Below are 24,272 nucleotides of genomic sequence, written 5' to 3' on the forward strand. Positions count from 1 at the left end.
CTTCTTATTCTTCTCGTTCGCCGGGTGCGAACCCCCCTTCCCCCAGGGGGGTGGGGTGGTGGTGGGGGGGGGGGGGGGGGGGGGGGGCCCCCCCCCCGAGGGCCCCCCCCCCCCCCCCCCATGCCCGCCCTGAGCCGACCCGGCCGGCCTCGCTCGAGCCGAGGCAGCGACGGGCCGGAGCGGCAGTGGCGCGGCACTGGAGCGACGCTGCAGAGCGCGCCCACCGAGCGCCGTAGCCCACCGGCGTGACCGACCTCCATGGACGTCACGCACCCCGCCGACAGCCCGGCCCCGGCACGGAATCTCCGTGCCGGGGCCGCGGTCGTGGCCGCGCCCGGTCAGCCGCCGCGCGGTCCCGACGCCCTGCGCGGCAGCGCGCTCAGGCGGGCCGACAGCCGCTCCTTGGCCGCGGCCCAGCGGTCCGCGAGGTCCCACACCGCCCGGACGGCCGAACGCGGCGCGACCACCGCGCGCACCCGGGTCGCCCGGCTGACCCGCGACCGCAGCGCGCCCCGCACCCGGCGGACGTCGTCGGCGAGCCCGGACACGGCCTGCGGCCGGGGCGCGAACAGCACCTGCTCCACCGCGCGGGCCACCCGCTGCACGGCCTCCGCGGCCGGTTCGTCCAGCTCTCCCAGCCGCACGATCCGCTCGGCCGCTCGCCGGGGGGTGAGCGCCTCGTCCGGCGGGATGCCGTAGTCCCAGGCGGTGTCCGTGAGCTCGCGCCACACGGCGAGGACATGCCCGGCGGCCGCCTCCGCCGCGAGCTGCCCGGGCAGCTCACCGGGTGCGAGCACGGTCGCCTCGACCCCGTCGGCGCGCGCGGCCCCGGCCGACGGGCCGTGCCGTGCGGACCCCAGCCGCACCGACCGCCGCCTGAGCCGGTACAGCATCGGCGTCAGCGGCAGGGCGATCAGGGCCAGACCCAGCAGCGCCCAGGTGGTGAGGCGGTACCAGGACGGCCCGTCGTCCCCGGTCGAGCCGGTGTCCAGCGGCAGGGTGCCCGCGCAGGCCTGCAGCCGCCTGTCCTCGGCCGAGCAGCTGCTGTCGTCCGAGGGCTCCGCGGACGGTGCCGCCTCGGACGGCCGGGCGTTCTCCGGCAGCTCGGGATCACTGCTGCCCGAGGACTCGGGGAGGGTGTAGGGCGGGGTGACGCCGCGGGTCGGCGTCGGCTCGAAGCGGGTCCAGCCGGCGCCCTCGAAGTACAGCTCCGGCCAGGCGTGCGCGTCGCGCAGGCCCACCGACACCGTGCCGTCGGCCTGCGGCGAGCCCGGCCCGAAGCCGACCGCGACACGGGCCGGGATGCCCAGCGAGCGGGCCATGGTCGCCATCGCGAAGGAGAAGTGGACGCAGAAGCCGCGCTTGTCCCGGAGGAACCGGGCGATGGCCTCGCGGTCGTCGCCGACCTTCACCTCGGTGTCGTACTGGAAACCGCCGGTCAGCGCGAAGTGCTCCTGGAGCGCGACGGCCTGCTCGTAGGGGTTGGACGCGTCCGCGGTGATCTCGCGGGCCGTGCGGGCCACCACCGAGGGCACCGAGTCCGGCACCTCCGTGTACTGGCGCTGGATCGCGGCGGGCGCCTGCGGGGCACCGGCGAGCTGGCGGGCCGTCGGCCGGACCTCCAGGCTCGTCACCTCGTAGGTCTTGCCCCGGGTGTTCTCGCCCCGGTCGCCGGTCACCGTCATGCCGACCGGCTCGTACCGCCAGCGGCCGCCGATCTCCACCCCGCTCGGCGGGTACGGCATCGGCAGCCAGTCCTGGGAGTACCAGTCGGCGGCGGCGATCCGAGTGCGCACCTCGGAGCGCGGGACGTCGGGGCCGAGGCCGGCCGGCGTCGGGAACTTCTCGGGGATGTCGACGGTGTTGCGCCGGGCCGGGCGCCAGGTGGTGCCGTCGAACTCGTCCAGGGACGTGATCCGCAGATACGGGTTGGACACGTTCTCGGAGTCGGAGCGCATCACCAGGACCGTGCGGTCCTCGTCCACGTTCAGGCTGTCGCGCAGCGACACCAGCAGGTTCACCGAGGACGGGGGCCCGTCGCCCCCGCTGCCGGGCCCGACGCCCGAACCCGTGCCGTCCAGCAGTCCGCCGTTCATCGCGGGCAGGGCCAGCGGCACCACCAGGGCCATGCCGAGCGCCACCACGCCGATCCGCCGACCGGTGCGCACCGGGGCCACCGCCCCGCCGGGGGCCGAGAGGGCGCCCGGGGTGCGCGGGCCGCCGGCGAAGACCCGGCCCCACTGGGAGAGCCGTTCGCGGCCCTCGGCCAGCAGCAGCATCAGATAGCCGCTCGCGGCGAGCAGGAACCACACCCAGCCGCCCGCGCCGTCCGCCAGCCCGGCCGCGATCGAGTACAGGGCGAGCAGCGGCAGCCCGGCCGGGGCCGCGCTGCGGTAGGTCACCGCCAGCGCGTCCACCATCAGCCCGATCAGCAGCACCCCGCCGACCGTCATCAGCTGGATGCCGTCGGACATCGGCGCCGGGATCGCGTACCGCTCGACGTCCCGCGCGCCCTGGTCCAGCAGGTCCGCGAAGCGCTGGACGGCCTCCGGGCCCGGTATCAGCCCGAGGAAGGCCTGCGAGCGGGCGAAGGACAGGGTGAGCAGCACCAGCGAGACCAGCGCCTGCACGGCCACGGTCAGCGAGCGCGCCAGCGGCACCCGCCGGGCCGCCGCCCCGACACCGGTCTGGACGGCCAGCAGCAGCGCGGCGTGCATCAGCCAGGCGGGCGTCTCGACCAGCGGCAGCAGGGCGCAGGACGTCAGCAGGGTGGCCGCGAGCGCGCACAGCGCCATCCGGGCCCTTCCGCTCATCGGCTCCCCTCCCCGGCCGTCGTGCCGCCCGGCGCGACCAGGCCCGAGCGCTCCCGGTCCGCCTGCCGCCACAGGTCGCCCAGCCCGGCCCCGCGCGGCACACCCAGTGCCGTCCAGCCGGCCTCGCGCAGCATGCGCAGCCGCTCCTCGCTCCGATCGCCCGCGCCCGCCACGTCGTACGGCTCACGGGTCCAGGTGTCGCTGTCCAGCACGAAGGCGAGCGCGCCGCCGCTGCGCCGGCTCATCTTGGCGGCGATCGTGGCCTGCTCCTCGTCGAGGTCGCCGAAGAAGGCGACCAGCAGCCCCTCGTTCCCGCCGCGCAGTACGTCGTAGGCGTGGGAGAGGCCGGTGCCGTCGGAGTGGTCGATCACCGCGAGGGTGTCCATCATCAGCCCGGCCGCGTCCGCGGACTCCTGGCTGGCGCCCGCGAACCCGTCGGCGCCCTCGCCGGGCACCGAGCTGCCGGTGTCCGTCAGCAGCCGGACCGAGAAGCCCCGCTCCAGCATGTGGACCAGGACCGAGGCGGTGCCCGCCACGGCCCACTCGAAGGCGGAGTCCGGGCCCGCGCCCCGGTAGGCGAGGCCTCGCGTGTCCAGGAGCACCGTGCAGCGGGAGCGCTGCGGCTGCTCCTCGCGGCGCACCATCAGCTCGCCGTAGCGGGCGGTGGAGCGCCAGTGGACGCGGCGCAGGTCGTCGCCGTAGCGGTAGCCGCGCGGGATGACGTCGTCCTCGCCGGCCAGGGCCAGCGAGCGCTGCCGCCCGTCCCCGTACCCGGTCGCCTCGCCGGCCAGCCGAACCGGCGGCAGCGGCTCCACCCGCGGGATGACCGTGAGCGTGTCGTACGTCGAGAAGGACCGGGTCAGTTCGCACATCCCGAACGGGTCGGTCAGGCGCAGCTGGAGCGGGCCCAGCGGGTAGCGGCCGCGCAGGTCGGAGCGGACCCGGTAGGACACCTCTCGGCGGCCGCCGGCCTCCACCCGGTCCAGCACGAAGCGCGGCCGCGGACCGAGCACGTAGGGCACCCGGTCCTGGAGCATCAGCAGTCCGGTGGGCAGCCGGGAGACGTTGTCCATGCGCAGGTGCACACGCGCCTCGGAGCCCGCGGGCACGCGCGCGGGGGAGAGACGGCGGCTGCCCGCCACCCGGTAGCGGGTGCGGTAGAGCACGGTCGCGCACACCAGCGGCAGCACGGCGAGCAGCAGGCCGACGCGCAGCAGGTCGCTCTGGCCGAGGACGTAGGCGCACACGGCGGCGGCGATCCCGGCGGCCAGGAAGGAGCGTCCGCGCGTGGTCAGGCCGGCCAGCGCGGTGCGCACCGGGCCCTTGCCGCCCGCCTCCGTCTCCGACCGGTCGGTCGCCCTCGTCGCCGGGTCGCTCATCACAGCCTCCGCGGCGGCTGCTGGCCGAAGCCCTGCGTGCCGCGGCCCATGCCGAACGCGTTCTGCTGGGTTCCGGCGGGCACCGGGGTGCGCTGGATGATCTCCTGGACGACCTGCTCGGAGGTGCGGCGGTTGAGCTGGGCCTGCGCGGTGGGCAGCAGCCGGTGCGCCAGCACGGCGACGGCGAGGGCCTGGATGTCGTCCGGCAGCGCATACTCGCGGCCGCTCAGGGCGGCGGAGGCCTTGGCCGCGCGCAGCAGATGCAGGGTGGCGCGCGGGGAGGCGCCGAGTCTGAGGTCGGGGTGGGTGCGGGTGGCGGCGACCAGGTCGACGGCGTAGCGCCGGACGGTGTCGGCGACGTGCACCCCGCGCACGGCCTCGACCAGCTTCACGATCTCGTGCGCGTGGGCCACCGGCTGGAGGTCGTCCAGCGGGCTGACCCCGCCGTGCACGTCGAGCATCTGGAGCTCGGCCTCGGCGCTGGGGTAGCCGATGGACACCCGGGCCATGAAGCGGTCGCGCTGGGCCTCGGGCAGCGGGTAGGTGCCCTCCATCTCGACCGGGTTCTGGGTGGCCACCACCATGAACGGACTGGGCAGCTCGTAGGTCTGCCCGTCGATGGTGACCTGGCGCTCCTCCATGGACTCCAGCAGCGCGGACTGGGTCTTGGGCGAGGCGCGGTTGATCTCGTCGCCGATCACGATCTGGGCGAAGATCGCGCCCGGCTTGAACTCGAAGTCACGGCGCTGCTGGTCCCAGATGGACACACCGGTGATGTCCGAGGGCAGCAGGTCGGGCGTGAACTGGATGCGCCGCACCGAGCAGTCGATGGATCTGGCCAGGGCCTTGGCGAGCATGGTCTTGCCGACGCCCGGGACGTCCTCGATCAGCAGGTGCCCCTCGGCCAGGAGCACGGTCAGGGACAGCCGGACGACCTCGGGCTTGCCCTCGATCACCGCTTCCACCGAGCTGCGTACCCGATCGACGGTGGCGGTCAGATCAGTGAGGCTCGCTCGATCGTCATAGGTCGTCACCCGGCCCTCCTCGGCCCGTTCACTTGTTGCCGGGCCGACGCTCCGTGACGCGAATCCGGCCCACCCCGAAATACGGGCAGCACGCGAGAAAGGTTCCGCGTGTCGCCACAACCGCATTCTTGTTGCCGTTACCGGTTCGTGTCACTCGACTGTGGACAACTGGCTGCGATATGTCGGGTCTTAGGACCTTTTGTGCTCGGGAGAACCTGGAATTCGCGAAGAACGAGCCTCGCCGACCAGCGCCGTCGTGCGGATCGGGCCGCCCCGGAAGGGCGGCCCGGGGGACGGCTCCCGGTCACTCGGCGGGGTCGATCTCCCGCAGCAGACCCGTCTTCACGTCGAAGACGAAGCCGCGCACATCGTCGGTGTGCACCAGGAACGGCGAGGTGCGCACGCGCTGCATGGACTGCCGGACGTCCTGGTCGACGTCCCGGAAGGCCTCCACGGCCCAGGCCGGACGCTGGCCGACCTCCATCTCCAGGTCGTGGCGGAACTCCTCGGTGAGGGTCTCCAGACCGCAGCCCGTGTGGTGGATGAGGACCACGCTGCGGGTGCCGAGCGCGCGCTGGCTGATGGTGAGGGAGCGGATGACGTCGTCGGTGACGACACCGCCGGCGTTGCGGACGGTGTGGCAGTCGCCGAGTTCCAGGCCCAGCGCGGCGTGCAGGTCCAGACGGGCGTCCATACAGGCCACGACGGCGACCTTCAGGACGGGACGGGCGTCCATCCCGGGGTCGGTGAAGGCGGCGGCGTACTGCTCGTTCGCCGAGACCAGTCGGTCGGTGACCGTGTCGACGTGGGCTATCGAGCCCTCGGAGCCGGTGGGAATCGATGCAGAAGTCGTCATGGTTATGACGGTACTGGTCACCACCGGGGCAGGCCCGTTGTGAGAGGGGACAAAGAACGCCATTGAGTTCTTGTTGTGAGGCACTGCACAACAGGTGCGCGTGACCGGCGTCACCGGGCCCCGCCGCCACGCGCGGGCCGGTTGATTGACCGCAAGACAGGGTGGACTAAAGTGACGCGAAGCGGGAGGCCAGGCTCTGCCCGCCTCCCATACTTCCCCACGAGGGCGGGGACCCGGCGGTGCGTACGGCCCCCGCCGGACCTGAGAGGGCCCCCTTGAGCAACAGTCGACATGTCCCGGTGATGCTCCAGCGGTGCCTGGACCTGTTGGCCCCCGCCCTGCGGCAGCCCGGCGCGGTCGTCGTCGACTGCACCCTCGGTCTCGGCGGCCACAGCGAAGCCCTTCTGACCCAGTTCCCCGAAGCCCGGCTCGTCGCCCTCGACCGCGACAGGGAAGCCCTCCGGCTGTCCGGCGAACGCCTCGCCCCGTTCGGCGAGCGCGCCACCCTCGTGCACGCGGTCTACGACGAACTCCCCGAGGTGCTGGAGCGGCTGGGCGTCCCGCGCGTCCAGGGCGTCCTGTTCGACCTCGGCGTCTCCTCCATGCAGCTCGACGAGGCCGACCGCGGCTTCGCGTACGCCCAGGACGCCCCCCTGGACATGCGCATGGACCAGACGACCGGGATCAGCGCGGCCGAGGTCCTCAACACCTACCCGCCCGGCGAACTGGTGCGCATCCTGCGCGCGTACGGCGAGGAGAAGCAGGCCAAGCGGATCGTGGCGGCCGTCGTGCGCGAGCGCGAGAAGGAGCCCTTCGGCAACAGCGCCCGGCTGGTGGAGCTGATCCGCGACTCCCTCCCGCAGGCCGCCAAGCGCACCGGCGGCAACCCCGCCAAGCGGACCTTCCAGGCGCTGCGCATCGAGGTCAACGGCGAGCTGTCCGTGCTGGAGCGGGCGATCCCGGCCGCGGTGCAGTCCCTCGCGGTGGGCGGACGGATCGCCGTGCTGTCGTACCACTCGCTGGAGGACCGCCTGGTCAAGCAGGTCCTCGCGGGCGGTGCCGCCTCCACCGCCCCGCCCGGGCTGCCCGTGGTGCCCGAGCAGTACCAGCCCCGGCTCAAGCTGCTCACACGCGGTGCCGAACTTCCCACCGAGGAAGAGATCGCCGAGAACAAGCGAGCGGCACCGGCGCGTCTGCGCGGTGCCGAGCGCATCAGGGAGGCCATCGAATGAGGGGCGTGAGCCGGGCGACGGGGCGCAGTCACGGGCCGGAGCACGCGGGGGAGGGCGAGTGAACGGCGGACCCGAACTCAGGGGCCGGGCCGCCCGGCTGGCGCGGCTCTTCCCGGCCGGGCCCGGCCGCGCCGCGCGCACCCCCTTCGTCCTCCTCGTCGTCCTGCTCCTCGGCGGCGGCCTGATCGGCCTGCTGGTGCTGAACTCCGCGCTCAGCGAGGGGTCCTTCCGGCTCGCCGACCTCCAGAGGGCCACCAAGGACCTCACCGACCAGGAGCAGGCCCTCCAGCGCGACATCGACGCCTACTCCGCCCCGGACGCCCTCCAGCGCCGCGCCCGTGAGCTGGGCATGGTCCCCGGCGGCGACCCGGCCTTCCTGGAGCCCGGCGGCAAGGTGCTCGGCGTGCCCTCCCCGGCCGCCGCCCCCGAGCAGGCCGACGCCCGCGGCCCGATCGTCCTGGCCCCCGAGGCCCTCCCCGCGACGGCCGCGACCCCGGCGGCCACCTCCGCGCGGCCCACCGCGCCGGCCACCACCGCCCCGCCCCAGTCCACGCCCATCCCGACCCCCGGCAGGTGACGGAAGTGACCGACAGGGAACCCCCGCGCCGGCGGGTGCCCGGACCCGCGCGGCCCGCCAGGCCCTCGGGGCGCAGGCCCCAGGGCCCCGGCGCGCGGCCCTCCCGGCCCGTCCGCCGCCCGGCGGCACCCAGGCAGGCCGGGCCACGGCCGCTGCGGCTCGGCAGCCCCCGCCCCCGGCTGCGCATGATCGGTCTCGCCCTGACCCTGGTGACGGTCGCCTTCGTCGTACGGCTGCTCCAGGTGCAGGCCGTCGACGCGAGCACCTACGCGGCGAAGGCGGAGGAGAACCGCTACGTCGGCCAGGTGCTGGCCGCCGAGCGCGGTGAGATCACCGACCGCGCCGGGGTCGCCCTGGCCACCAGCGTGGACGCGTACGACATCACGGCCGACCCCACGCTGTTCAGCCGCGAGCAGCTCAAGATCGGCGACGGCCCCGAACAGGCGGCCGCGCTGCTCGCGCCGATCCTCGGCCAGGACCAGGCCGGCCTCGTGAAGCAGCTGCGGCCCGAGGACGACGAGCTCCGCTACGCCCTGCTCGCGCACCGCCAGACCCCGCTGGTCTGGCAGCAGATCAAGGACCTCAAGTCGGCGCTGGCCAAGAAGGCGCAGACCGACCCGGGAACCGTCAACGTGCTGGCCGGCGTCCTCGCCGTCCCCAGCAGCAAGCGGGTGTACCCGAACGGGGACCTCGCCGCCGGGATACTGGGCTGGGTCAACGCCGAGGGCAAGGGCGGTGGCGGCATCGAGCAGCAGCTGGACGAACAGCTCGCCGGCAAGGACGGCAAGATCCGCTACGCCCAGTCCGGCGGCCGCCACGTGCCCACGGCCGGTTCCACCGAGACACCCGCCGTGCCCGGCTCCGACATCGAGCTGACCATCGACCGCGACATCCAGTGGGCCGCGCAGAACGCCATCTCCGAGCAGGTGCGCGAATCCCGCGCCGACCGCGGTTACGTCATCGTCCAGGACACCCGCACCGGCGAGATCCTCGCGATGGCCAACTCGCCCGGCTTCGACCCCAACGACCTCACCAGGGCGAACCCGGCCGCCCTCGCCAACTCCGCCCTCCTGGACGCCTACGAGCCCGGCTCCACCGCCAAGGTCATCTCCATGGCCGCCGTACTGGAGGAGCAGGCCGCGACGCCGGAGACGCATGTCGTGGTGCCCAACCGGCTGCACCGCGGCGACCGTCTCTTCAAGGACGACATCGACCACAAGACCTGGTATCTCACGCTCAACGGCGTGCTCGCCAAGTCCAGCAACATCGGCACCATCCTCGCCACCGGCCAGCTGGGCAGGACCCAGCCCGAGGCGAACCGCGTCCTGTACTCCTACCTGCGCAAGTTCGGCCTCGGGAGTTACACCGGCCTCGGCTTCCCCGGCGAGACCAAGGGCATCCTCGCCCCGCCCGGCCAGTGGTCCACCTCGCAGCAGTACACGATTCCTTTCGGCCAGGGCGTCTCCGTCAACGCCCTCCAGGCCGCCTCCGTGTACTCGACCGTCGCCAACGGCGGCGTCCGTATCGAGCCGACCCTCGTGCGCGGCACCAAGGGCCCCGACGGCCGCTTCACCCCGGCCCCGGAGCCCGGGAAACAAAGGGTGGTCAGCGAGAAGACGGCCAGAACGCTCGCCCGGATGCTGGAGTCGGTCGTGGACGACGAGGAGGGCACCGGCACCAAGGCACGCATCCCCGGCTACCGCGTCGCGGGCAAGACCGGTACGGCCAACCGCGTGGATCCGGCCACCGGCATGTACCGCGGCTACACGTCCTCCTTCGCCGGTTTCGCCCCCGCCGACAAGCCCCGCGTCACCGTCTACTGCGCGATCCAGAACGCCACCAAGGGCAACTACTTCGGCGGCCAGATCTGCGGCCCGATCTACAAGAAGGTCATGGAGTTCGCCCTGAAGACCCTCCAGATCCCGCCCACCGGGGCCGCCCCCGCCAACCTGCCCGTCAGCTACCGCCCCTGACCGAACCTGATCAGCGCACAACAGCGAGGAACCAGCTCGTGACTACGACCACCCCAGATCCCGGGAACCAGAGCACCCCCCGCACCTCGCTTCGCCCCGCGGCGGGTGAGCCCGGTACGCTCACCGCCGTGCCACATGCTGATCAGTCCCGAACCACCCGGAAAGGCGCCCCCGTGACCCACCCGGGACCGCCCCGGCCGGCCCAGGTCGCCGCCACACCCCTCGCGGACCTGGCCGAACGGCTGGATGCCACCGCCCCCGAGGGCGCCGCCGCCGTCACGGGCATCACCCACGACTCGCGCGCCGTCCGGCCGGGCGACCTCTACGCCGCCCTGCCCGGTGCCCGCGTGCACGGCGCCGACTTCGTCGCGCAGGCGGCGGGGCTGGGCGCCGCGGCCGTGCTGACCGACCCGGCGGGCGCCGAGCGCGCCGCCGCCACCGGTCTGCCCGTGCTCGTCGTGGAGGACCCGCGCGCCCGGATGGGCGCCCTGGCCGCCGAGATCTACGGCCGCCCCGGCGAGGACCTCCTCCAGATCGGCATCACCGGCACCTCCGGCAAGACCACCACGGCCTATCTCGTCGAGGGCGGCCTGAAGACCTCCCGCGGCAGCGGGCTGATCGGCACGGTCGAGACGCGCATCGGCGACGAGCGAATCAAGTCCGAGCGCACCACGCCCGAGGCCACCGACCTCCAGGCCCTGTTCGCGGTCATGCGCGAGCGCGGTGTCGACGCGGTCGCCATGGAGGTCTCCAGCCACGCCCTGGTCCTCGGCCGGGTCGACGGCTGTGTCTTCGACGTGGCCGTGTTCACCAACCTCAGCCCGGAACACATGGAGTTCCACTCCGACATGGAGGACTACTTCCGGGCCAAGGCGGAGCTGTTCACCCCGAAACGGAGCAGACGCGGCGTCGTCAACCTCGACGACGAGTACGGCCGCAGGCTCGCCGCGGAGGCGACCGTCCCGGTCGTCACCTACTCCGCCGAGGGCCACCCCGACGCCGACTGGCGCGCCGACGGCGTCGAGATCGGCCCCATGGACTCCACGTTCACCGTGCACGGCCCGAACGGCGAGCAGCTCGCGGCCAGGTCGCCGCTGCCCGGCCCGTTCAACGTCGCCAACACCCTGGCCGCGATCGTCGCCCTGGCCGCGGCCGGCCTCGACCCGCAGGAGGCCGCCGACGGCGTCGCCGCGGTGCCGGGCGTCCCGGGCCGGCTGGAGCGCGTCGACGCCGGACAGGCCTATCTGGCTGTCGTCGACTACGCCCACAAGACCGACGCCGTCGAGTCGGTGCTCAAGGCGCTGCGCAAGGTCACCAAGGGCCGGCTGCACATCGTCCTCGGCTGCGGCGGCGACCGTGACACCACCAAGCGGGCCCCGATGGGCGCCGCCGCGGCCCGGTTCGCCGACACGGCCGTGCTGACCTCCGACAACCCCCGGTCCGAGGACCCCCTCGCGATCCTCGCGACCATGCTCCAGGGAGCGGCCGCCGTGCCGGCGCACGAGCGCGGCGAGGTGCTCCTGTTCGAGGAACGGGCCGCTGCCATCGCCGCGGCCGTGCAGCGCGCGCACCCCGGGGACACCGTGCTCGTCGCGGGCAAGGGCCATGAGCAGGGCCAGGACATCGCCGGCGTGATCCGTCCCTTCGACGACCGCCAGGTGCTTCGCGAAGCTATCCAGCAGACCCAGGGATGAACTTGTGATCGCCCTCTCCCTCGCCGAGATCGCAGCAGTCGTCGGCGGGCAGACGTACGACATACCGGATACGGCCGTGCAGGTCACCGGGCCGGTCGTCCGGGACTCCCGTGAGGTGGTGCCCGGCAGCCTGTTCGTCGCCTTCGTCGGCGAACGGGTCGACGGCCACGACTTCGCACCGGCCGTCGTCGAGGCGGGCGCGGCCGCCGTACTGGCCTCCCGGCCGGTCGGAGTGCCCGCGATCGTCGTCGACGACGTGCAGGCGGCGCTCGGCGCCCTCGCCCGGCACGTCGTGACCCGGCTCGGCGCCACCCTCGTCGCCCTCACCGGCTCGGCCGGCAAGACCAGCACCAAGGACCTGATCGCCCAGGTGCTCCAGCACAAGGCGCCCACCGTGTGGACGCCCGGCTCGCTGAACAACGAGATCGGTCTGCCGCTGACCGCGCTGAGCGCCACCGAGGAGACCCGGTTCCTCGTCCTGGAGATGGGCGCCCGCGGCATCGGCCACATCCGCTACCTCGCCGGTCTGACGCCCCCGAGGATCGGCCTGGTGCTGAACGTGGGCACCGCCCACATCGGCGAGTTCGGCGGCCGCGAGCAGATCGCCGAGGCCAAGGGCGAACTCGTCGAGGCCCTTCCCCCGGCGGAGGAGGGCGGTACGGCCGTCCTCAACGCCGACGACCCCCTCGTACGCGCCATGGCCTCCCGGACCAAGGCCCGGGTGGTCCTCTTCGGCGAGAGCGACGAAGCGGACGTACGCGCCGAGAACGTACGACTCACGGACAGCGGACAGCCCTCCTTCAGGCTTCACACACCCTCCGGTGCAAGCGATGTGACCATGCGCCTGTACGGTGAGCATCACGTGTCGAACGCGCTCGCCGCGGCCGCCGTCGCCCATGAGCTGGGCATGTCCGCGGAAGAGATCGCCACCGCGCTCTCCTCGGCGGGCACCCTCTCCCGGTGGCGCATGGAGGTCACCGAGCGCCCGGACGGCGTGACGATCGTCAACGACGCCTACAACGCGAACCCCGAGTCCATGCGAGCCGCGCTGCGCGCGCTCGCGGCGATGGGCAAGGGGCGGCGGACCTGGGCGGTGCTCGGCAAGATGGCCGAGCTCGGGGACGAGGCGCTCGCCGAGCACGACGCGGTCGGGCGGCTCGCCGTCCGGCTCAACGTCAGCAAGCTCGTCGCGGTCGGGGGCAGGGAAGCCGCCTGGCTGCAACTGGGCGCATATAACGAGGGTTCGTGGGGTGAGGAGTCGGTGCACGTGTCCGACGCACAGGCGGCGGTCGACCTGTTGCGCAGCGAGCTGCGCCCGGGGGACGTCGTACTCGTGAAGGCGTCCCGTTCGGTCGGTCTGGAGAGCGTTGCCCAGGCGCTCGTCGAGACCGGTGCCGAGGGTGAGGTTTCCGCCCGATGATGAAGCAGATCCTGTTCGCGGGAGTCCTCGGTCTGTTCCTGACCCTGGCCGGCACTCCGCTGCTGATCAAGCTGCTCGCCCGCAAGGGCTACGGCCAGTACATCCGTGACGACGGCCCCCGCGAGCACGCCAGCAAGCGCGGTACGCCGACCATGGGCGGTATCGCCTTCATCCTGGCCACGGTCGCCGCGTACTTCCTGTCCAAGATCATCACCGGCTACTCGGTGACCTTCTCCGGCCTGCTGGTGCTGGGCCTGATGGTCGGCATGGGCCTGGTCGGCTTCCTGGACGACTACATCAAGATCGTCAAGCGGCGTTCGCTCGGTCTGCGCGCCAAGGCGAAGATGGCCGGCCAGCTCATCGTCGGCATCGGCTTCGCCGTGCTCTCGCTCCAGTTCGCGGACAACCGCGGCAACACCCCGGCCTCCACCAAGCTGTCGTTCATCACCGACTTCGGCTGGACCATCGGCCCGGTGCTGTTCGTCCTCTGGGCGCTGTTCATGATCCTCGCGATGTCGAACGGCGTGAACCTCACCGACGGCCTCGACGGCCTCGCCACCGGCGCCTCGGTCCTCGTCTTCGGTGCCTACACCTTCATCGGCGTCTGGCAGTTCCAGGAGTCCTGCGCCAACGCGCAGACGCTCACCAACCCGGGCGCCTGCTACGAGGTGCGCGATCCGCTCGACCTCGCGGTGGTCGCCTCCGCGCTGATGGGCGCCTGCCTCGGCTTCCTGTGGTGGAACACCTCGCCGGCCAAGATCTTCATGGGCGACACCGGTTCGCTGGCGCTCGGCGGTGTGCTCGCCGGTCTCGCGATCTGCTCCCGCACCGAGCTGCTGATCGCCATCCTCGGCGGCCTGTTCGTCCTCATCACCATGTCGGTGGTCATCCAGGTCGGCTCCTTCCGGCTCACCGGGAAGCGCGTCTTCCGGATGGCGCCGCTCCAGCACCACTTCGAACTCAAGGGCTGGTCCGAGGTGCTCGTCGTGGTCCGTTTCTGGATCATCCAGGGCATCTGTGTGATCGTCGGACTGGGCCTCTTCTACGCGGGATGGGCAGCGGACAAGTGACCGACTGGCAGGGGAAGAACGTCACCGTCGCCGGGCTCGGCGTCTCCGGCGTCCCGGCGGCCAAGGTGCTGCACGGGCTCGGCGCGAGGGTCACCGTCGTCAACGACGGCGACGACGAGCGGGCCCGCGCCCAGGCCGCCGAACTCGAGGCGCTGGGCGTCACCGTGCGCCTCGGTGACGGGGCGACCCTGCCCGAAGGCACCGAGCTGATCGTCACCGCCCCCGGCTGGAAGCCGGACAAGCCGCTGTTCACCGCGGCCCACGAGGCCGGTGTCGAGATCTGGGGCGACGTCGAACTGGCCTGGCGGCTGCGGGGCCCGGACGCCGCCCCCTGGCTCTGCGTCACCGGCACCAACGGCAAGACCACCACCACGCAGATGCTCGCCGCCATCCTCGGGGCGGCGGGCCTGCGCACGGCGGCCGTCGGCAACATCGGCGTCTCGCTGCTGGACGCGGTCCTCGGCAAGGAGCGCTACGACGTCCTCGCCGTGGAGCTGTCGAGCTACCAGCTGCACTGGGCGCCCTCGCTGCGCGCCCACTCCGCGGCGGTCCTCAACCTCGCCCCGGACCACCTCGACTGGCACGGCTCCATGGAGGCGTACGCCCGCGACAAGGGCCGGATCTACGAGGGCAACCGGGTCGCCTGTGTCTACAACGTCGCCGACAAGGCCACCGAGGACCTGGTGCGCGAGGCCGACGTCGAGGAGGGCTGCCGGGCGATCGGCTTCACCCTCGGCACCCCCGGCCCCTCCCAACTCGGCGTGGTGGACGGCATCCTGGTCGACCGCGCCTTCGTGGAGAACCGCCAGAAGAACGCCCAGGAGCTGGCCGCGGTCTCCGACGTGAACCCGCCGGCCCCGCACAACGTCGCCAACGCCCTTGCCGCGGCGGCCCTCGCGCGCGCGTTCGGGGTGCCCGCCAGGGCCGTGCGTGACGGACTGCGCGCCTTCACCCCGGACGCCCACCGCATCGCGCACGTGGCCGATGTGGACGGTGTCGGCTACGTGGACGACTCCAAGGCCACCAACACGCACGCCGCCCAGGCCTCGTTGGCGGCCTACGACTCCATCGTGTGGATCGCCGGCGGACTCGCCAAGGGTGCCACCTTCGACGAACTCGTCGCGGCCTCGGCGAAGCGGCTGCGGGGTGTCGTCCTGATCGGTGCCGATCGGGCGCTGATCCGCGAGGCCCTCGCGCGACACGCCCCGGAAGTACCCGTGGTCGACCTCGACCGGACCGACACTGGGGCGATGCTCCAGGCCGTCCAGGAGGCCCAGCGGCTCGCACAGCCGGGCGACACCGTGCTGCTGGCCCCCGCCTGCGCCTCCATGGACATGTTCGCCAACTACAACAAGCGCGGTGACGCGTTCGCGGAGGCGGTTCGCGAACTCGGCGCCTGACCGACGTAGCGGAGGCGCTGATGCCCAGTAGCCGTACCGGCGGCAGGCCGCCCGTCCAGCGGCAGGCCGCCCGGCCCGCCGCCCCGCGCCCCCCGCGCGACAATCCGCTCCTGCGGCTCTACACGCGTGCCCACAGGGCCTGGGACCGGCCGCTGACCGCGTACTACCTGATCCTCGGCGGCAGCCTGCTGATCATCGTGCTCGGCCTGGTGATGGTCTACTCGGCCTCCCAGATCAAGGCGCTCCAGATGTCCCTGCCGGGCTCCTACTTCTTCCGCAAGCAGCTGCTGGCGGCGGTGCTCGGCGGCGCGCTGCTGCTGCTGGCCTCGCGGATGCCCGTCAAACTGCACCGGGCGCTGGCCTACCCGATCCTCGCGGGCGCGGTCTTCCTGATGGCGCTGGTGCAGGTGCCGGGGATAGGGATGTCGGTCAACGGCAACCAGAACTGGATCTCCGTCGGCGGCCCCTTCCAGCTCCAGCCCAGCGAGTTCGGCAAGCTCGCGCTGGTGCTGTGGGGCGCCGATCTGCTGGCCCGCAAGCAGGACAAGAAGCTGCTCACGCAGTGGAAGCACATGCTGGTGCCGCTCGTGCCCGTGGCCTTCCTGGTGCTCGGGCTGATCATGCTCGGCGGCGACATGGGCACGGCGATCATCCTGACCGCCATCCTGTTCGGCCTGCTGTGGCTGGCCGGGGCGCCCACCCGGCTGTTCGTCGGGGTGCTGTCGGTCGCGGCCCTGATCGGCGTCGTCCTCATCCGGTCCAGCGCCAACCGTATGGCCCGGCTGGCCTGCCTCGGGGCCACCGAGCCGCAGTCCGGTCCGGTCGACTGCTGGCAGGCCGTGCACGGCATCTACGCCCTGGCCTCCGGCGGGATCTTCGGATCCGGACTGGGTGCGAGTGTGGAGAAATGGGGCCAACTCCCCGAAGCGCACACCGACTTCATCTTCGCCGTCACCGGTGAGGAACTGGGACTGGCGGGGACGCTGTCGGTGCTCGCCCTGTTCGCCGCTCTAGGCTATGCGGGTATCCGCGTGGCCGGACGTACGGAGGACCCCTTCGTCAGGTATGCCGCGGGAGGTGTGACCACCTGGATCACGGCCCAGGCCGTGATCAACATGGGTGCGGTGCTCGGCCTGCTGCCGATCGCCGGTGTCCCCCTCCCGCTGTTCTCCTACGGAGGATCCGCCCTGCTGCCGACCATGTTCGCCATCGGGTTGCTGATCGCCTTCGCACGCGACGACCCCGCTGCGCGGGCGGCGCTTGCGATGCGGCAACCTCGCTTTGGTAGAAAGCGGGGGACGGGGGTCTCCGGGTCCGTCAGGAGTCCCCGGAGGTGGAACACGATGCGACGGCGCGTATCCGCGCGTTCGTCCGGAGAGCGGTGAATTTCGGTGCATGTCGTACTCGCCGGTGGGGGGACCGCCGGCCACATCGAGCCTGCGCTCGCCCTCGCGGACGCCCTGCGCAGGCAGGACCCGGCCGTGGGGATCACGGCCCTCGGCACGGAGCGGGGTCTGGAGACCCGGCTGGTGCCCGAGCGAGGCTACGAGCTCGCGCTGATCCCGGCCGTGCCCCTGCCCCGCAAGCCCACGCCCGAGCTGATCACCGTCCCCGGACGGCTGCGCGGCACGATCAAGGCTGCCGAGCAGATCCTGGAGCGCACCAGGGCGGACGCCGTCGTCGGCTTCGGCGGCTATGTGGCGCTGCCCGGCTATCTGGCCGCCAAGCGCCTCGGTGTGCCGATCGTGATCCACGAGGCGAACGCCCGGCCGGGCCTGGCCAACAAGATCGGCTCGCGGTACGCGGCCCGGGTCGCCGTCTCCACGCCGGACAGCAAGCTGCGCGACGCCCGCTACATCGGCATCCCGCTGCGCCGCGCCATCGCCACGCTGGACCGCGCCGCGATGCGCCCGGAGGCCCGTGCCGCCTTCGGGCTGGACCCGAACCTGCCGACGCTGCTGGTCTCCGGCGGCTCGCAGGGCGCGCGCCGGCTGAACGAGGTCGTCCAGCAGGTCGCCCCGTGGCTCCAGCAGGCGGGCATCCAGGTCCTGCACGCGGTCGGTCCGAAGAACGAACTGCCGCAGGTGCACCAGATGCCGGGAATGCCCCCCTACATCCCGGTAAGTTACCTGGACCGGATGGATCTCGCGTACGCCGCGGCCGACATGATGCTCTGCCGCGCGGGCGCGATGACCGTCGCCGAGCTCTCCGCCGTCGGACTCCCGGCCGCCTACGTGCCGCTGCCCATCGGTAACGGTGAGCAGCGGCTCAACGCCCAGCCGGTGGTCAAGGCCGGCGGCGGTCTGCTGGTCGACGACGCGGAGCTGACCCCCGAGTGGGTGCAGCGCAACGTTCTGCCCGTGCTCGGTGACCCGCACCGGCTGTACGAGATGTCCCGCGCCGCCGGGGAGTTCGGCCGGCGCGACGCCGACGAACTGCTCGTCGGCATGGTGTACGAGGCGATCGCCGCCCGTCGTGCACACCACTAGGCGCAGATGACGGAAGGCAGGGAGTGTGGCCGGATCGACCACCGCCGAGCGCGGTGACCGCCAGCAGGAGTCGTCCGGCCCGCCCCCCGCGCGGCGTCTCGCGCGCCGCAGGCTCCGGCTGGCGCTCGCCGGGGCCGCCCTCGTCGTCCTGCTCTCGGCGGGCTCCGTCTGGCTGCTGTACGGCTCGCAGTGGCTGCGCGTCGAGCGGGTCACCGTCTCCGGCACCCAGGTGCTCGCGCCGCGGCAGGTGACCGAGGCCGCCGAGGTGCCGGTCGGGGATCCGCTGGTCTCGGTCGACACCGACGCCGTCGAGGCCCGGCTGCGGCGGGAATTGCCCCGGATCGACACGGTCGACGTGGTCCGTTCCTGGCCGGACGGAATCAGCCTGAAAGTGGTTGAGCGTACTCCGGTTCTGCTGGTGGAAAACGGCGGAAAGTTCATCGAAGTGGACGATGAAGGCGTCCGTTTCGCCACGGTTTCCGAAGCCCCAAAAGGGGTTCCCGTCCTGGAATTGACCGTTTCCCGGTCCAGTTCGGCGGCCGCCAGTCTGCGCCGTTTCGACGAGGGCCGGCTGACCCGTGAGGCGGTCCGGGTGGCCCGTGCCCTGCCGCCCGCGGTCGCCCGCGACACCCGGGTCGTCGAGGTGCGCTCCTTCGACGCCATCTCACTGGAGTTGAGCGGCGGGCGGACGGTCGCCTGGGGGAGCTCCGAGAAGGGGCATGCTAAGGCCCGCACGCTCTCCGCGCTGATGAAAGCGGCCCCCGGCGCGCGGCACTTCGACGTCAGCGTCCCCACGGCCCCCGTGTCATCAGGAAGTTGACGCACATCAGCGCAGGCCAGCACCCTGGTTGGGCATCGCTACGGCTGATCACATAGGGTGAAAAGAAAAACGGGAGGTTCGGCGTGTTCGTTGAACGCGCGCCACTTGTCGACTTAGTGTCTCGTTCAGAAGACTCCAAGGAACAGACACACTGGTAACCCTAAACTTCAGGTTTAGGGTTCGGGTCGGCGTTACGGACCGTCCCATTCGGCATCTGTCGTCCCGGTACGGGCCACCGTACGGCGGCGACGACGTAATTCGAGGCGAGAGGCCTTCGACGTGGCAGCACCGCAGAACTACCTCGCAGTCATCAAGGTCATCGGTGTCGGCGGCGGTGGTGTCAATGCCATCAACCGGATGATCGAGGTCGGTCTCAAGGGCGTCGAGTTCATCGCCATCAACACCGACGCGCAAGCTCTGTTGATGAGCGACGCCGACGTCAAGCTGGACGTCGGCCGTGAACTCACCCGCGGACTCGGCGCCGGAGCCAACCCGGCCGTCGGCCGCAAGGCCGCCGAGGACCACCGCGAGGAGATCGAGGAGGTCCTCAAGGGGGCCGACATGGTCTTCGTGACGGCCGGCGAGGGCGGCGGTACCGGCACCGGCGGCGCGCCCGTCGTGGCCAACATCGCGCGCTCGCTCGGCGCGCTCACCATCGGCGTGGTCACGCGCCCGTTCACCTTCGAGGGACGGCGCCGCGCGAACCAGGCCGAGGACGGCATCGCCGAGCTCCGCGAGGAGGTCGACACCCTCATCGTCATCCCGAACGACCGGCTGCTGTCCATCTCGGACCGCCAGGTCTCCGTCCTCGACGCCTTCAAGTCGGCGGACCAGGTCCTGCTCTCCGGTGTTCAGGGCATCACCGACCTCATCACGACGCCCGGTCTGATCAACCTCGACTTCGCCGACGTGAAGTCGGTCATGTCCGAGGCCGGATCGGCCCTCATGGGCATCGGCTCGGCCCGCGGCGACGACCGTGCGGTGGCCGCGGCCGAGATGGCGATCTCCTCGCCGCTGCTGGAGGCCTCGATCGACGGCGCCCGCGGCGTGCTGCTGTCCATCTCCGGCGGCTCCGACCTCGGTCTGTTCGAGATCAACGAGGCCGCCCAGCTGGTCAGCGAGGCCGCCCACCCCGAGGCCAACATCATCTTCGGCGCGGTCATCGACGACGCCCTCGGCGACGAGGTGCGCGTCACGGTCATCGCGGCCGGCTTCGACGGGGGCCAGCCCCCGGCCCGCCGGGACAACGTGCTCGGCTCGTCCTCGGCCAAGCGCGAGGAGCCCGTGCCGGCCCGGCAGCCGGAGACCCGCCCGTCCTTCGGCTCGCTCGGCAGCGTCAAGCCGAAGGAGGAGCCGGAGCCCACGCCCGAGCCGGTGGCCGACCTCCCGGTCGCCCCGCCGGTCCCGCCGTCGCGGAGCTACTCCGACAGCGCCGCCGAGGAGCTGGACGTGCCGGACTTCCTCAAGTGATAGGACAGCGCGAGAGCGTGAGCGGCGCGCACTTCGCCTTCACCGACAGGTGGGGCGGGGTGAGCGCCGCTCCGTATGAGGAGCTCAATCTGGGCGGCGCCGTCGGTGACGACCCGGAGGCGGTGCGCACCAACCGGGACCTGGCCGCCAAGTCGCTGGGCGTCGAGCCCGCGCGGGTGGTCTGGATGCGGCAGGTGCACGGCGCGGACGTGGCCGTGGTCGACGGACCCTGGCCGGCCGGCGCCGAGATCCCCGAGGTGGACGCGTTGGTCACGAACCGGCGCGGACTCGCCCTCGCGGTCCTGACCGCGGACTGTGTGCCGGTCCTGCTGGCCGACCCGGTCGCGGGTGTGGTCGCCGCGGCCCATGCGGGCCGGCCCGGCATGATCGCCGGGGTGGTCCCGGCCGCCGTCCGCGCGATGACCGGACTCGGCGCCGACCCCGCGCGGATCGTCGCCCGCACCGGACCCTCGGTGTGCGGCCGGTGCTACGAGGTGCCCGAGGCGATGCGCGCCGAGGTGGCCGCCGTGGAACCGGCGGCGCACGCCGGGACCAGCTGGGGCACACCCGCGGTGGACGTGGCCGCCGGAGTGCACGCCCAGCTCGACCGGCTCGGGGTGTGCGACCGGGCGCAGTCCCCGGTGTGCACGCTGGAGTCGGGGGACCACTTCTCGTACCGCCGCGACCGCTCCACGGGGCGACTCGCGGGATATGTCTGGCTGGACTGATGGGGCATGACGGACCGTAAGGACGAACTCGCCGCGAATCTGGCGAAAGTGGAGGAGCGGATCGCGGCGGCCTGTGCGGCCGCCGGACGCGGACGCGACGAGGTGACGCTGATCGTCGTCACCAAGACCTACCCGGCGAGCGATGTGCGGATCCTGTCGGAGCTCGGTGTGCGGCACGTCGCCGAGAACCGCGACCAGGACGCCGCACCGAAAGCCGCCGAATGTTCGGATCTGCCCCTTACCTGGCACTTCGTGGGCCAGTTGCAGACCAACAAGGTGCGGTCCGTGGCCGGTTACGCGGATGTCGTGCAGTCCGTCGACCGGGACCGGCTGGTGACCGGGCTCTCCAGGGAGGCCGTGCGGGCGGAGCGCGAGCTCGGCTGTCTGATCCAGGTCGCGCTCGACGCGGGGGAGAGCGGCCGGGGGGAGCGGGGCGGTGTCGCCCCCGGCGGAATCGCAGAGTTGGCCGACCTCGTCGCCGGCTCACCCGGACTGCGGCTCGGCGGACTGATGACCGTCGCCCCGCTGACCGGGGAGTACGCGGGTCGTCAACGTGCGGCGTTCGAGCGGTTGATGGATTTGTCGACTGTCCTGCGCCGAGCTCATCCGGCTGCGAACATGGTCTCGGCAGGAATGAGTGCGGACCTCGAGGAGGCCGTGGCGGCCGGAGCGACACATGTACGCGTCGGCACTGCGGTACTCGGAGTCCGCGCCGGGCTCGGGTAACGTCGCCAGGAAGTCGGACCACAGCAGAAAATATGGTCATTTCCGCCGAAAGGCGGCACAACGACCTCGTGGATCGCGACCACTTGGCGGTCGTCAGCAGATCCACCACAGAGCGGAGGACTCAGAGCATGGCCGGCGCGATGCGCAAGATGGCGGTCTACCTCGGCCTCGTGGAGGACGATGGGTACGACGGCCGGGGTTTCGACCCCGATGACGACTTCGAGCCCGAGCTCGACCCGGAGCCCGAGCGGGACCACAGGCGGCACGAGCCGTCACATCAGGCACATGTAGCACATCAGTCCCAAAGGGACGAAGAGGTGCGAATCGTGCAGCCGCCCGCGCCGCGCGAACCGATGGCCCGATCGGCTTCGCTCCCCGCGGAATCCGGCCGCCCGGCACGCATCGCACCCGTGGCGTCCATCACACAAGAACGTCAGAGCCTGGAGAAGAACGCGCCGGTGATCATGCCCAAGGTCGTGTCGGAACGAGAGCCTTACCGGATCACCACGCTTCACCCGCGGACCTACAACGAGGCCCGTACCATCGGGGAACACTTCCGTGAGGGCACCCCGGTGATCATGAATCTGACTGAGATGGACGACACAGACGCGAAGCGACTTGTCGACTTTGCTGCCGGTTTGGTGTTTGGTCTTCACGGCAGCATCGAGCGGGTGACGCAGAAGGTGTTTCTGTTGTCGCCTGCTAACGTCGATGTCACGGCTGAGGACAAGGCCCGTATCGCAGAGGGCGGGTTCTTCAACCAGAGCTGAGACGCACCACCGGAACGAAACGCACGGAAACAGGGGAGAGGGAAGCACCAGACATGAGCGTGGCCTTGCAGGTTCTTTACATCGCGCTGATGGTGTTCCTCATCGTGCTGATCTTCCGACTGGTCATGGACTACGTCTTCCAGTTCGCCCGCTCGTGGCAACCAGGCAAGGCGATGGTGGTCGTTCTGGAGGCCACCTACACTGTCACCGATCCACCGCTCAAGCTTCTGCGGCGGGTCATCCCGCCGTTGCGTCTCGGGGGCGTGGCGCTCGACCTGTCCTTCTTCGTACTGATGATCATCGTCTATATCCTGATCACGCTCGTACGGAGCGCGATGTGACCGATGTGACAGATACGGTCCTGCCGACTGCCGACGACTACGTTGAGGTGAAGAGATGCCGTTGACCCCCGAGGACGTGCGGAACAAGCAGTTCACGACCGTCCGCCTCCGAGAAGGCTATGACGAGGACGAGGTCGATGCCTTCCTCGACGAGGTCGAAGCCGAACTGACTCGTCTGCTCCGCGAGAACGAGGACCTGCGCGCCAAGCTGGCCGCTGCCACGCGTGCTGCTGCCCAGAACCAGCAGAACATGCGTAAGCCTCCGGAGCAGGACGGGCCGCCGCAGGGCATGCGAGGCCCCGGCGCCCCGGTGCCCGCCGGCATATCGGGCCCGCCGCAGCAGCAGATGGGTGGCCCCATGGGTGGCCCGCCCCAGCTGCCGAGCGGTGCCCCGCAGCTGCCCCCCGGCCCCGGTGGGCAGGGCCCGCAGGGTCCCGGCCCCATGGGTCAGGGTCCCGGTCCGATGGGTCAGGGTCCCGGTCCGATGGGCCAGCCCCCCATGCCGCAGCAGATGGGCGGTCCGATGGGTGGCCCCATGGGCGGTCCGATGGGCGGCCCCATGGGTCAGGGTCCCGGTCCGATGGGTGGCCCCATGGGCAGTGCGCCCGGTGGCGACAGCGCCGCGCGTGTTCTCTCGCTGGCCCAGCAGACCGCCGACCAGGCGATCGCCGAGGCCCGCTCCGAGGCGAACAAGATCGTCGGCGAGGCCCGCAGCCGCGCCGAGGGCCTGGAGCGTGACGCCCGTGCCAAGGCCGACGCCCTGGAGCGGGACGCGCAGGAGAAGCACCGCGTCGCGATGGGCTCCCTGGAGTCCGCCCGCGCCACGCTGGAGCGCAAGGTCGAGGACCTGCGCGGCTTCGAGCGCGAGTACCGCACGCGCCTGAAGTCGTACCTGGAGTCGCAGCTGCGCCAGCTGGAGACCCAGGCCGACGACTCCCTCGCCCCGCCGCGCACCCCGGCGGCCGCGTCCCTTCCGCCGTCCCCGGCGCCTTCCATGGCACCGGCCGGCGCGGGCGCCCCGTCCTACGGTGGCAACGGTCCGATGGGCGGCCCTCCGGTCCCGCCGGCGCCGTCCTACGGCGGTCAGCAGCAGATGTCCCCCGCGATGACCCAGCCCATGGCTCCGGTCCGCCCGCAGGGTCCGTCCCCGATGGGTCAGGCGCCGTCGCCGATGCGTGGCTTCCTGATCGACGAGGACGACAACTGACAGTCCTGAGTACGCCGTAGGCGTCGGCAGCGTTCAAAAAGGGGCGGGCCCCGGATGATTCCGGGGCCCGCCCCTTTTATGCGCGTTGACAGTTCCCAGCAAGGTACAGCGGCCCAACTGCCCCGCTTCTAAGGGGCGCGGGGAACTGCGCAACAGGCGGCGAGCGACAGTTCCCGGCGAGGTGCAGCGGCCCAACTGCCGCGCTTTCAAGGGGCGCGGGGAACTGCGCGACAAGCCACAACGCGCCCCGCGGACGACCACGACGAGCAAGCAGAACGGCGG

20 protein-coding genes are annotated in these 24,272 nt (G+C 71.9%); 16 read left to right on the forward strand and 4 right to left on the reverse strand.

The window, feature by feature from the left end:
* Window positions 1-338 precede the first annotated feature (338 nt).
* From ACZ6SQ_RS27350 to ACZ6SQ_RS27365, 4 genes are all read right to left on the reverse strand, one after another.
* Window positions 339-2,813 carry a transglutaminase TgpA family protein gene (locus ACZ6SQ_RS27350; protein WP_469566532.1) on the reverse strand — a complete coding sequence of 825 codons (2,475 nt, stop codon included), beginning with the start codon at window positions 2,811-2,813 and terminating at the stop codon, window positions 339-341.
* Window positions 2,810-4,192 (reverse strand): DUF58 domain-containing protein, encoded by a 1,383-nt coding sequence (locus ACZ6SQ_RS27355; RefSeq protein ID WP_469566533.1) that lies wholly within the window; start codon window positions 4,190-4,192, stop codon window positions 2,810-2,812. Before ACZ6SQ_RS27355 ends, ACZ6SQ_RS27350 begins: the two co-directional genes overlap by 4 nt.
* On the reverse strand, window positions 4,192-5,226 hold the full coding sequence (locus tag ACZ6SQ_RS27360; protein ID WP_469566535.1) for an AAA family ATPase: 1,035 nt from the start codon (window positions 5,224-5,226) through the stop codon (window positions 4,192-4,194). The genes ACZ6SQ_RS27355 and ACZ6SQ_RS27360 overlap by 1 nt, the downstream gene beginning before the upstream one ends.
* Before the next feature lie 295 nt (window positions 5,227-5,521).
* Window positions 5,522-6,073, reverse strand: a complete 552-nt coding sequence (locus ACZ6SQ_RS27365) for a beta-class carbonic anhydrase (protein WP_469566538.1) — start codon at window positions 6,071-6,073, stop codon at window positions 5,522-5,524.
* Between the two features lie 275 nt (window positions 6,074-6,348).
* Here ACZ6SQ_RS27365 and rsmH point away from each other — a divergent pair, with 275 nt between their 5' ends.
* The 16 genes from rsmH (at window position 6,349) to ACZ6SQ_RS27445 (ending at window position 23,990) form a co-directional block, all read left to right on the forward strand.
* Window positions 6,349-7,305: a 16S rRNA (cytosine(1402)-N(4))-methyltransferase RsmH gene (rsmH, locus tag ACZ6SQ_RS27370; protein WP_469566540.1), complete on the forward strand. Its 957-nt coding sequence runs from the start codon at window positions 6,349-6,351 to the stop codon at window positions 7,303-7,305.
* Between the two features lie 58 nt (window positions 7,306-7,363).
* Window positions 7,364-7,882, forward strand: coding sequence for a cell division protein FtsL (gene ftsL / locus ACZ6SQ_RS27375; RefSeq protein WP_469566542.1), 519 nt, complete (start codon window positions 7,364-7,366; stop codon window positions 7,880-7,882).
* A 5-nt stretch (window positions 7,883-7,887) separates the two neighbouring features.
* Window positions 7,888-9,855 (forward strand): peptidoglycan D,D-transpeptidase FtsI family protein, encoded by a 1,968-nt coding sequence (locus ACZ6SQ_RS27380; protein WP_469566544.1) that lies wholly within the window; start codon window positions 7,888-7,890, stop codon window positions 9,853-9,855.
* A gap of 173 nt (window positions 9,856-10,028) precedes the next feature.
* Entirely contained in the window at window positions 10,029-11,549 is a 1,521-nt protein-coding gene (locus ACZ6SQ_RS27385) for a UDP-N-acetylmuramoyl-L-alanyl-D-glutamate--2,6-diaminopimelate ligase (protein ID WP_469566546.1), read from the forward strand.
* A 4-nt stretch (window positions 11,550-11,553) separates the two neighbouring features.
* The gene (locus tag ACZ6SQ_RS27390) at window positions 11,554-12,969 is read left to right on the forward strand and encodes a UDP-N-acetylmuramoyl-tripeptide--D-alanyl-D-alanine ligase (RefSeq protein WP_469566547.1); all 1,416 of its coding nucleotides are present in this window, start codon (window positions 11,554-11,556) and stop codon (window positions 12,967-12,969) included.
* The gene (mraY, locus tag ACZ6SQ_RS27395; protein ID WP_469566704.1) at window positions 12,969-14,039 is read left to right on the forward strand and encodes a phospho-N-acetylmuramoyl-pentapeptide-transferase; all 1,071 of its coding nucleotides are present in this window, start codon (window positions 12,969-12,971) and stop codon (window positions 14,037-14,039) included. The genes ACZ6SQ_RS27390 and mraY overlap by 1 nt, the downstream gene beginning before the upstream one ends.
* Window positions 14,021-15,439, forward strand: coding sequence for a UDP-N-acetylmuramoyl-L-alanine--D-glutamate ligase (murD, locus tag ACZ6SQ_RS27400; RefSeq protein ID WP_469566549.1), 1,419 nt, complete (start codon window positions 14,021-14,023; stop codon window positions 15,437-15,439). The genes mraY and murD overlap by 19 nt, the downstream gene beginning before the upstream one ends.
* Before the next feature lie 20 nt (window positions 15,440-15,459).
* Complete coding sequence (ftsW, locus tag ACZ6SQ_RS27405; protein ID WP_469566551.1) at window positions 15,460-16,824, forward strand: putative lipid II flippase FtsW; 1,365 nt, start codon at window positions 15,460-15,462, stop codon at window positions 16,822-16,824.
* 6 nt (window positions 16,825-16,830) lie between these two features.
* Window positions 16,831-17,928 carry an undecaprenyldiphospho-muramoylpentapeptide beta-N-acetylglucosaminyltransferase gene (murG, locus tag ACZ6SQ_RS27410; RefSeq protein WP_389329596.1) on the forward strand — a complete coding sequence of 366 codons (1,098 nt, stop codon included), beginning with the start codon at window positions 16,831-16,833 and terminating at the stop codon, window positions 17,926-17,928.
* Between the two features lie 25 nt (window positions 17,929-17,953).
* Window positions 17,954-18,748 (forward strand): cell division protein FtsQ/DivIB, encoded by a 795-nt coding sequence (locus tag ACZ6SQ_RS27415; RefSeq protein WP_469566553.1) that lies wholly within the window; start codon window positions 17,954-17,956, stop codon window positions 18,746-18,748.
* 279 nt (window positions 18,749-19,027) lie between these two features.
* Window positions 19,028-20,218 carry a cell division protein FtsZ gene (gene ftsZ, locus ACZ6SQ_RS27420; RefSeq protein ID WP_469566555.1) on the forward strand — a complete coding sequence of 397 codons (1,191 nt, stop codon included), beginning with the start codon at window positions 19,028-19,030 and terminating at the stop codon, window positions 20,216-20,218.
* Window positions 20,219-20,235: 17 nt separating this feature from the next.
* The gene (pgeF, locus tag ACZ6SQ_RS27425; RefSeq protein ID WP_469566557.1) at window positions 20,236-20,946 is read left to right on the forward strand and encodes a peptidoglycan editing factor PgeF; all 711 of its coding nucleotides are present in this window, start codon (window positions 20,236-20,238) and stop codon (window positions 20,944-20,946) included.
* Between the two features lie 6 nt (window positions 20,947-20,952).
* Entirely contained in the window at window positions 20,953-21,672 is a 720-nt protein-coding gene (locus ACZ6SQ_RS27430) for a YggS family pyridoxal phosphate-dependent enzyme (RefSeq protein ID WP_469566559.1), read from the forward strand.
* A gap of 128 nt (window positions 21,673-21,800) precedes the next feature.
* The gene (locus ACZ6SQ_RS27435) at window positions 21,801-22,442 is read left to right on the forward strand and encodes a cell division protein SepF (RefSeq protein ID WP_386380365.1); all 642 of its coding nucleotides are present in this window, start codon (window positions 21,801-21,803) and stop codon (window positions 22,440-22,442) included.
* 53 nt (window positions 22,443-22,495) lie between these two features.
* Window positions 22,496-22,783, forward strand: a complete 288-nt coding sequence (locus tag ACZ6SQ_RS27440; protein WP_386380364.1) for a YggT family protein — start codon at window positions 22,496-22,498, stop codon at window positions 22,781-22,783.
* Window positions 22,784-22,838: 55 nt separating this feature from the next.
* Window positions 22,839-23,990 (forward strand): DivIVA domain-containing protein, encoded by a 1,152-nt coding sequence (locus tag ACZ6SQ_RS27445; RefSeq protein ID WP_469566561.1) that lies wholly within the window; start codon window positions 22,839-22,841, stop codon window positions 23,988-23,990.
* Window positions 23,991-24,272: the final 282 nt, after the last annotated feature.

This window comes from Streptomyces sp. NPDC048600 (assembly GCF_055587025.1).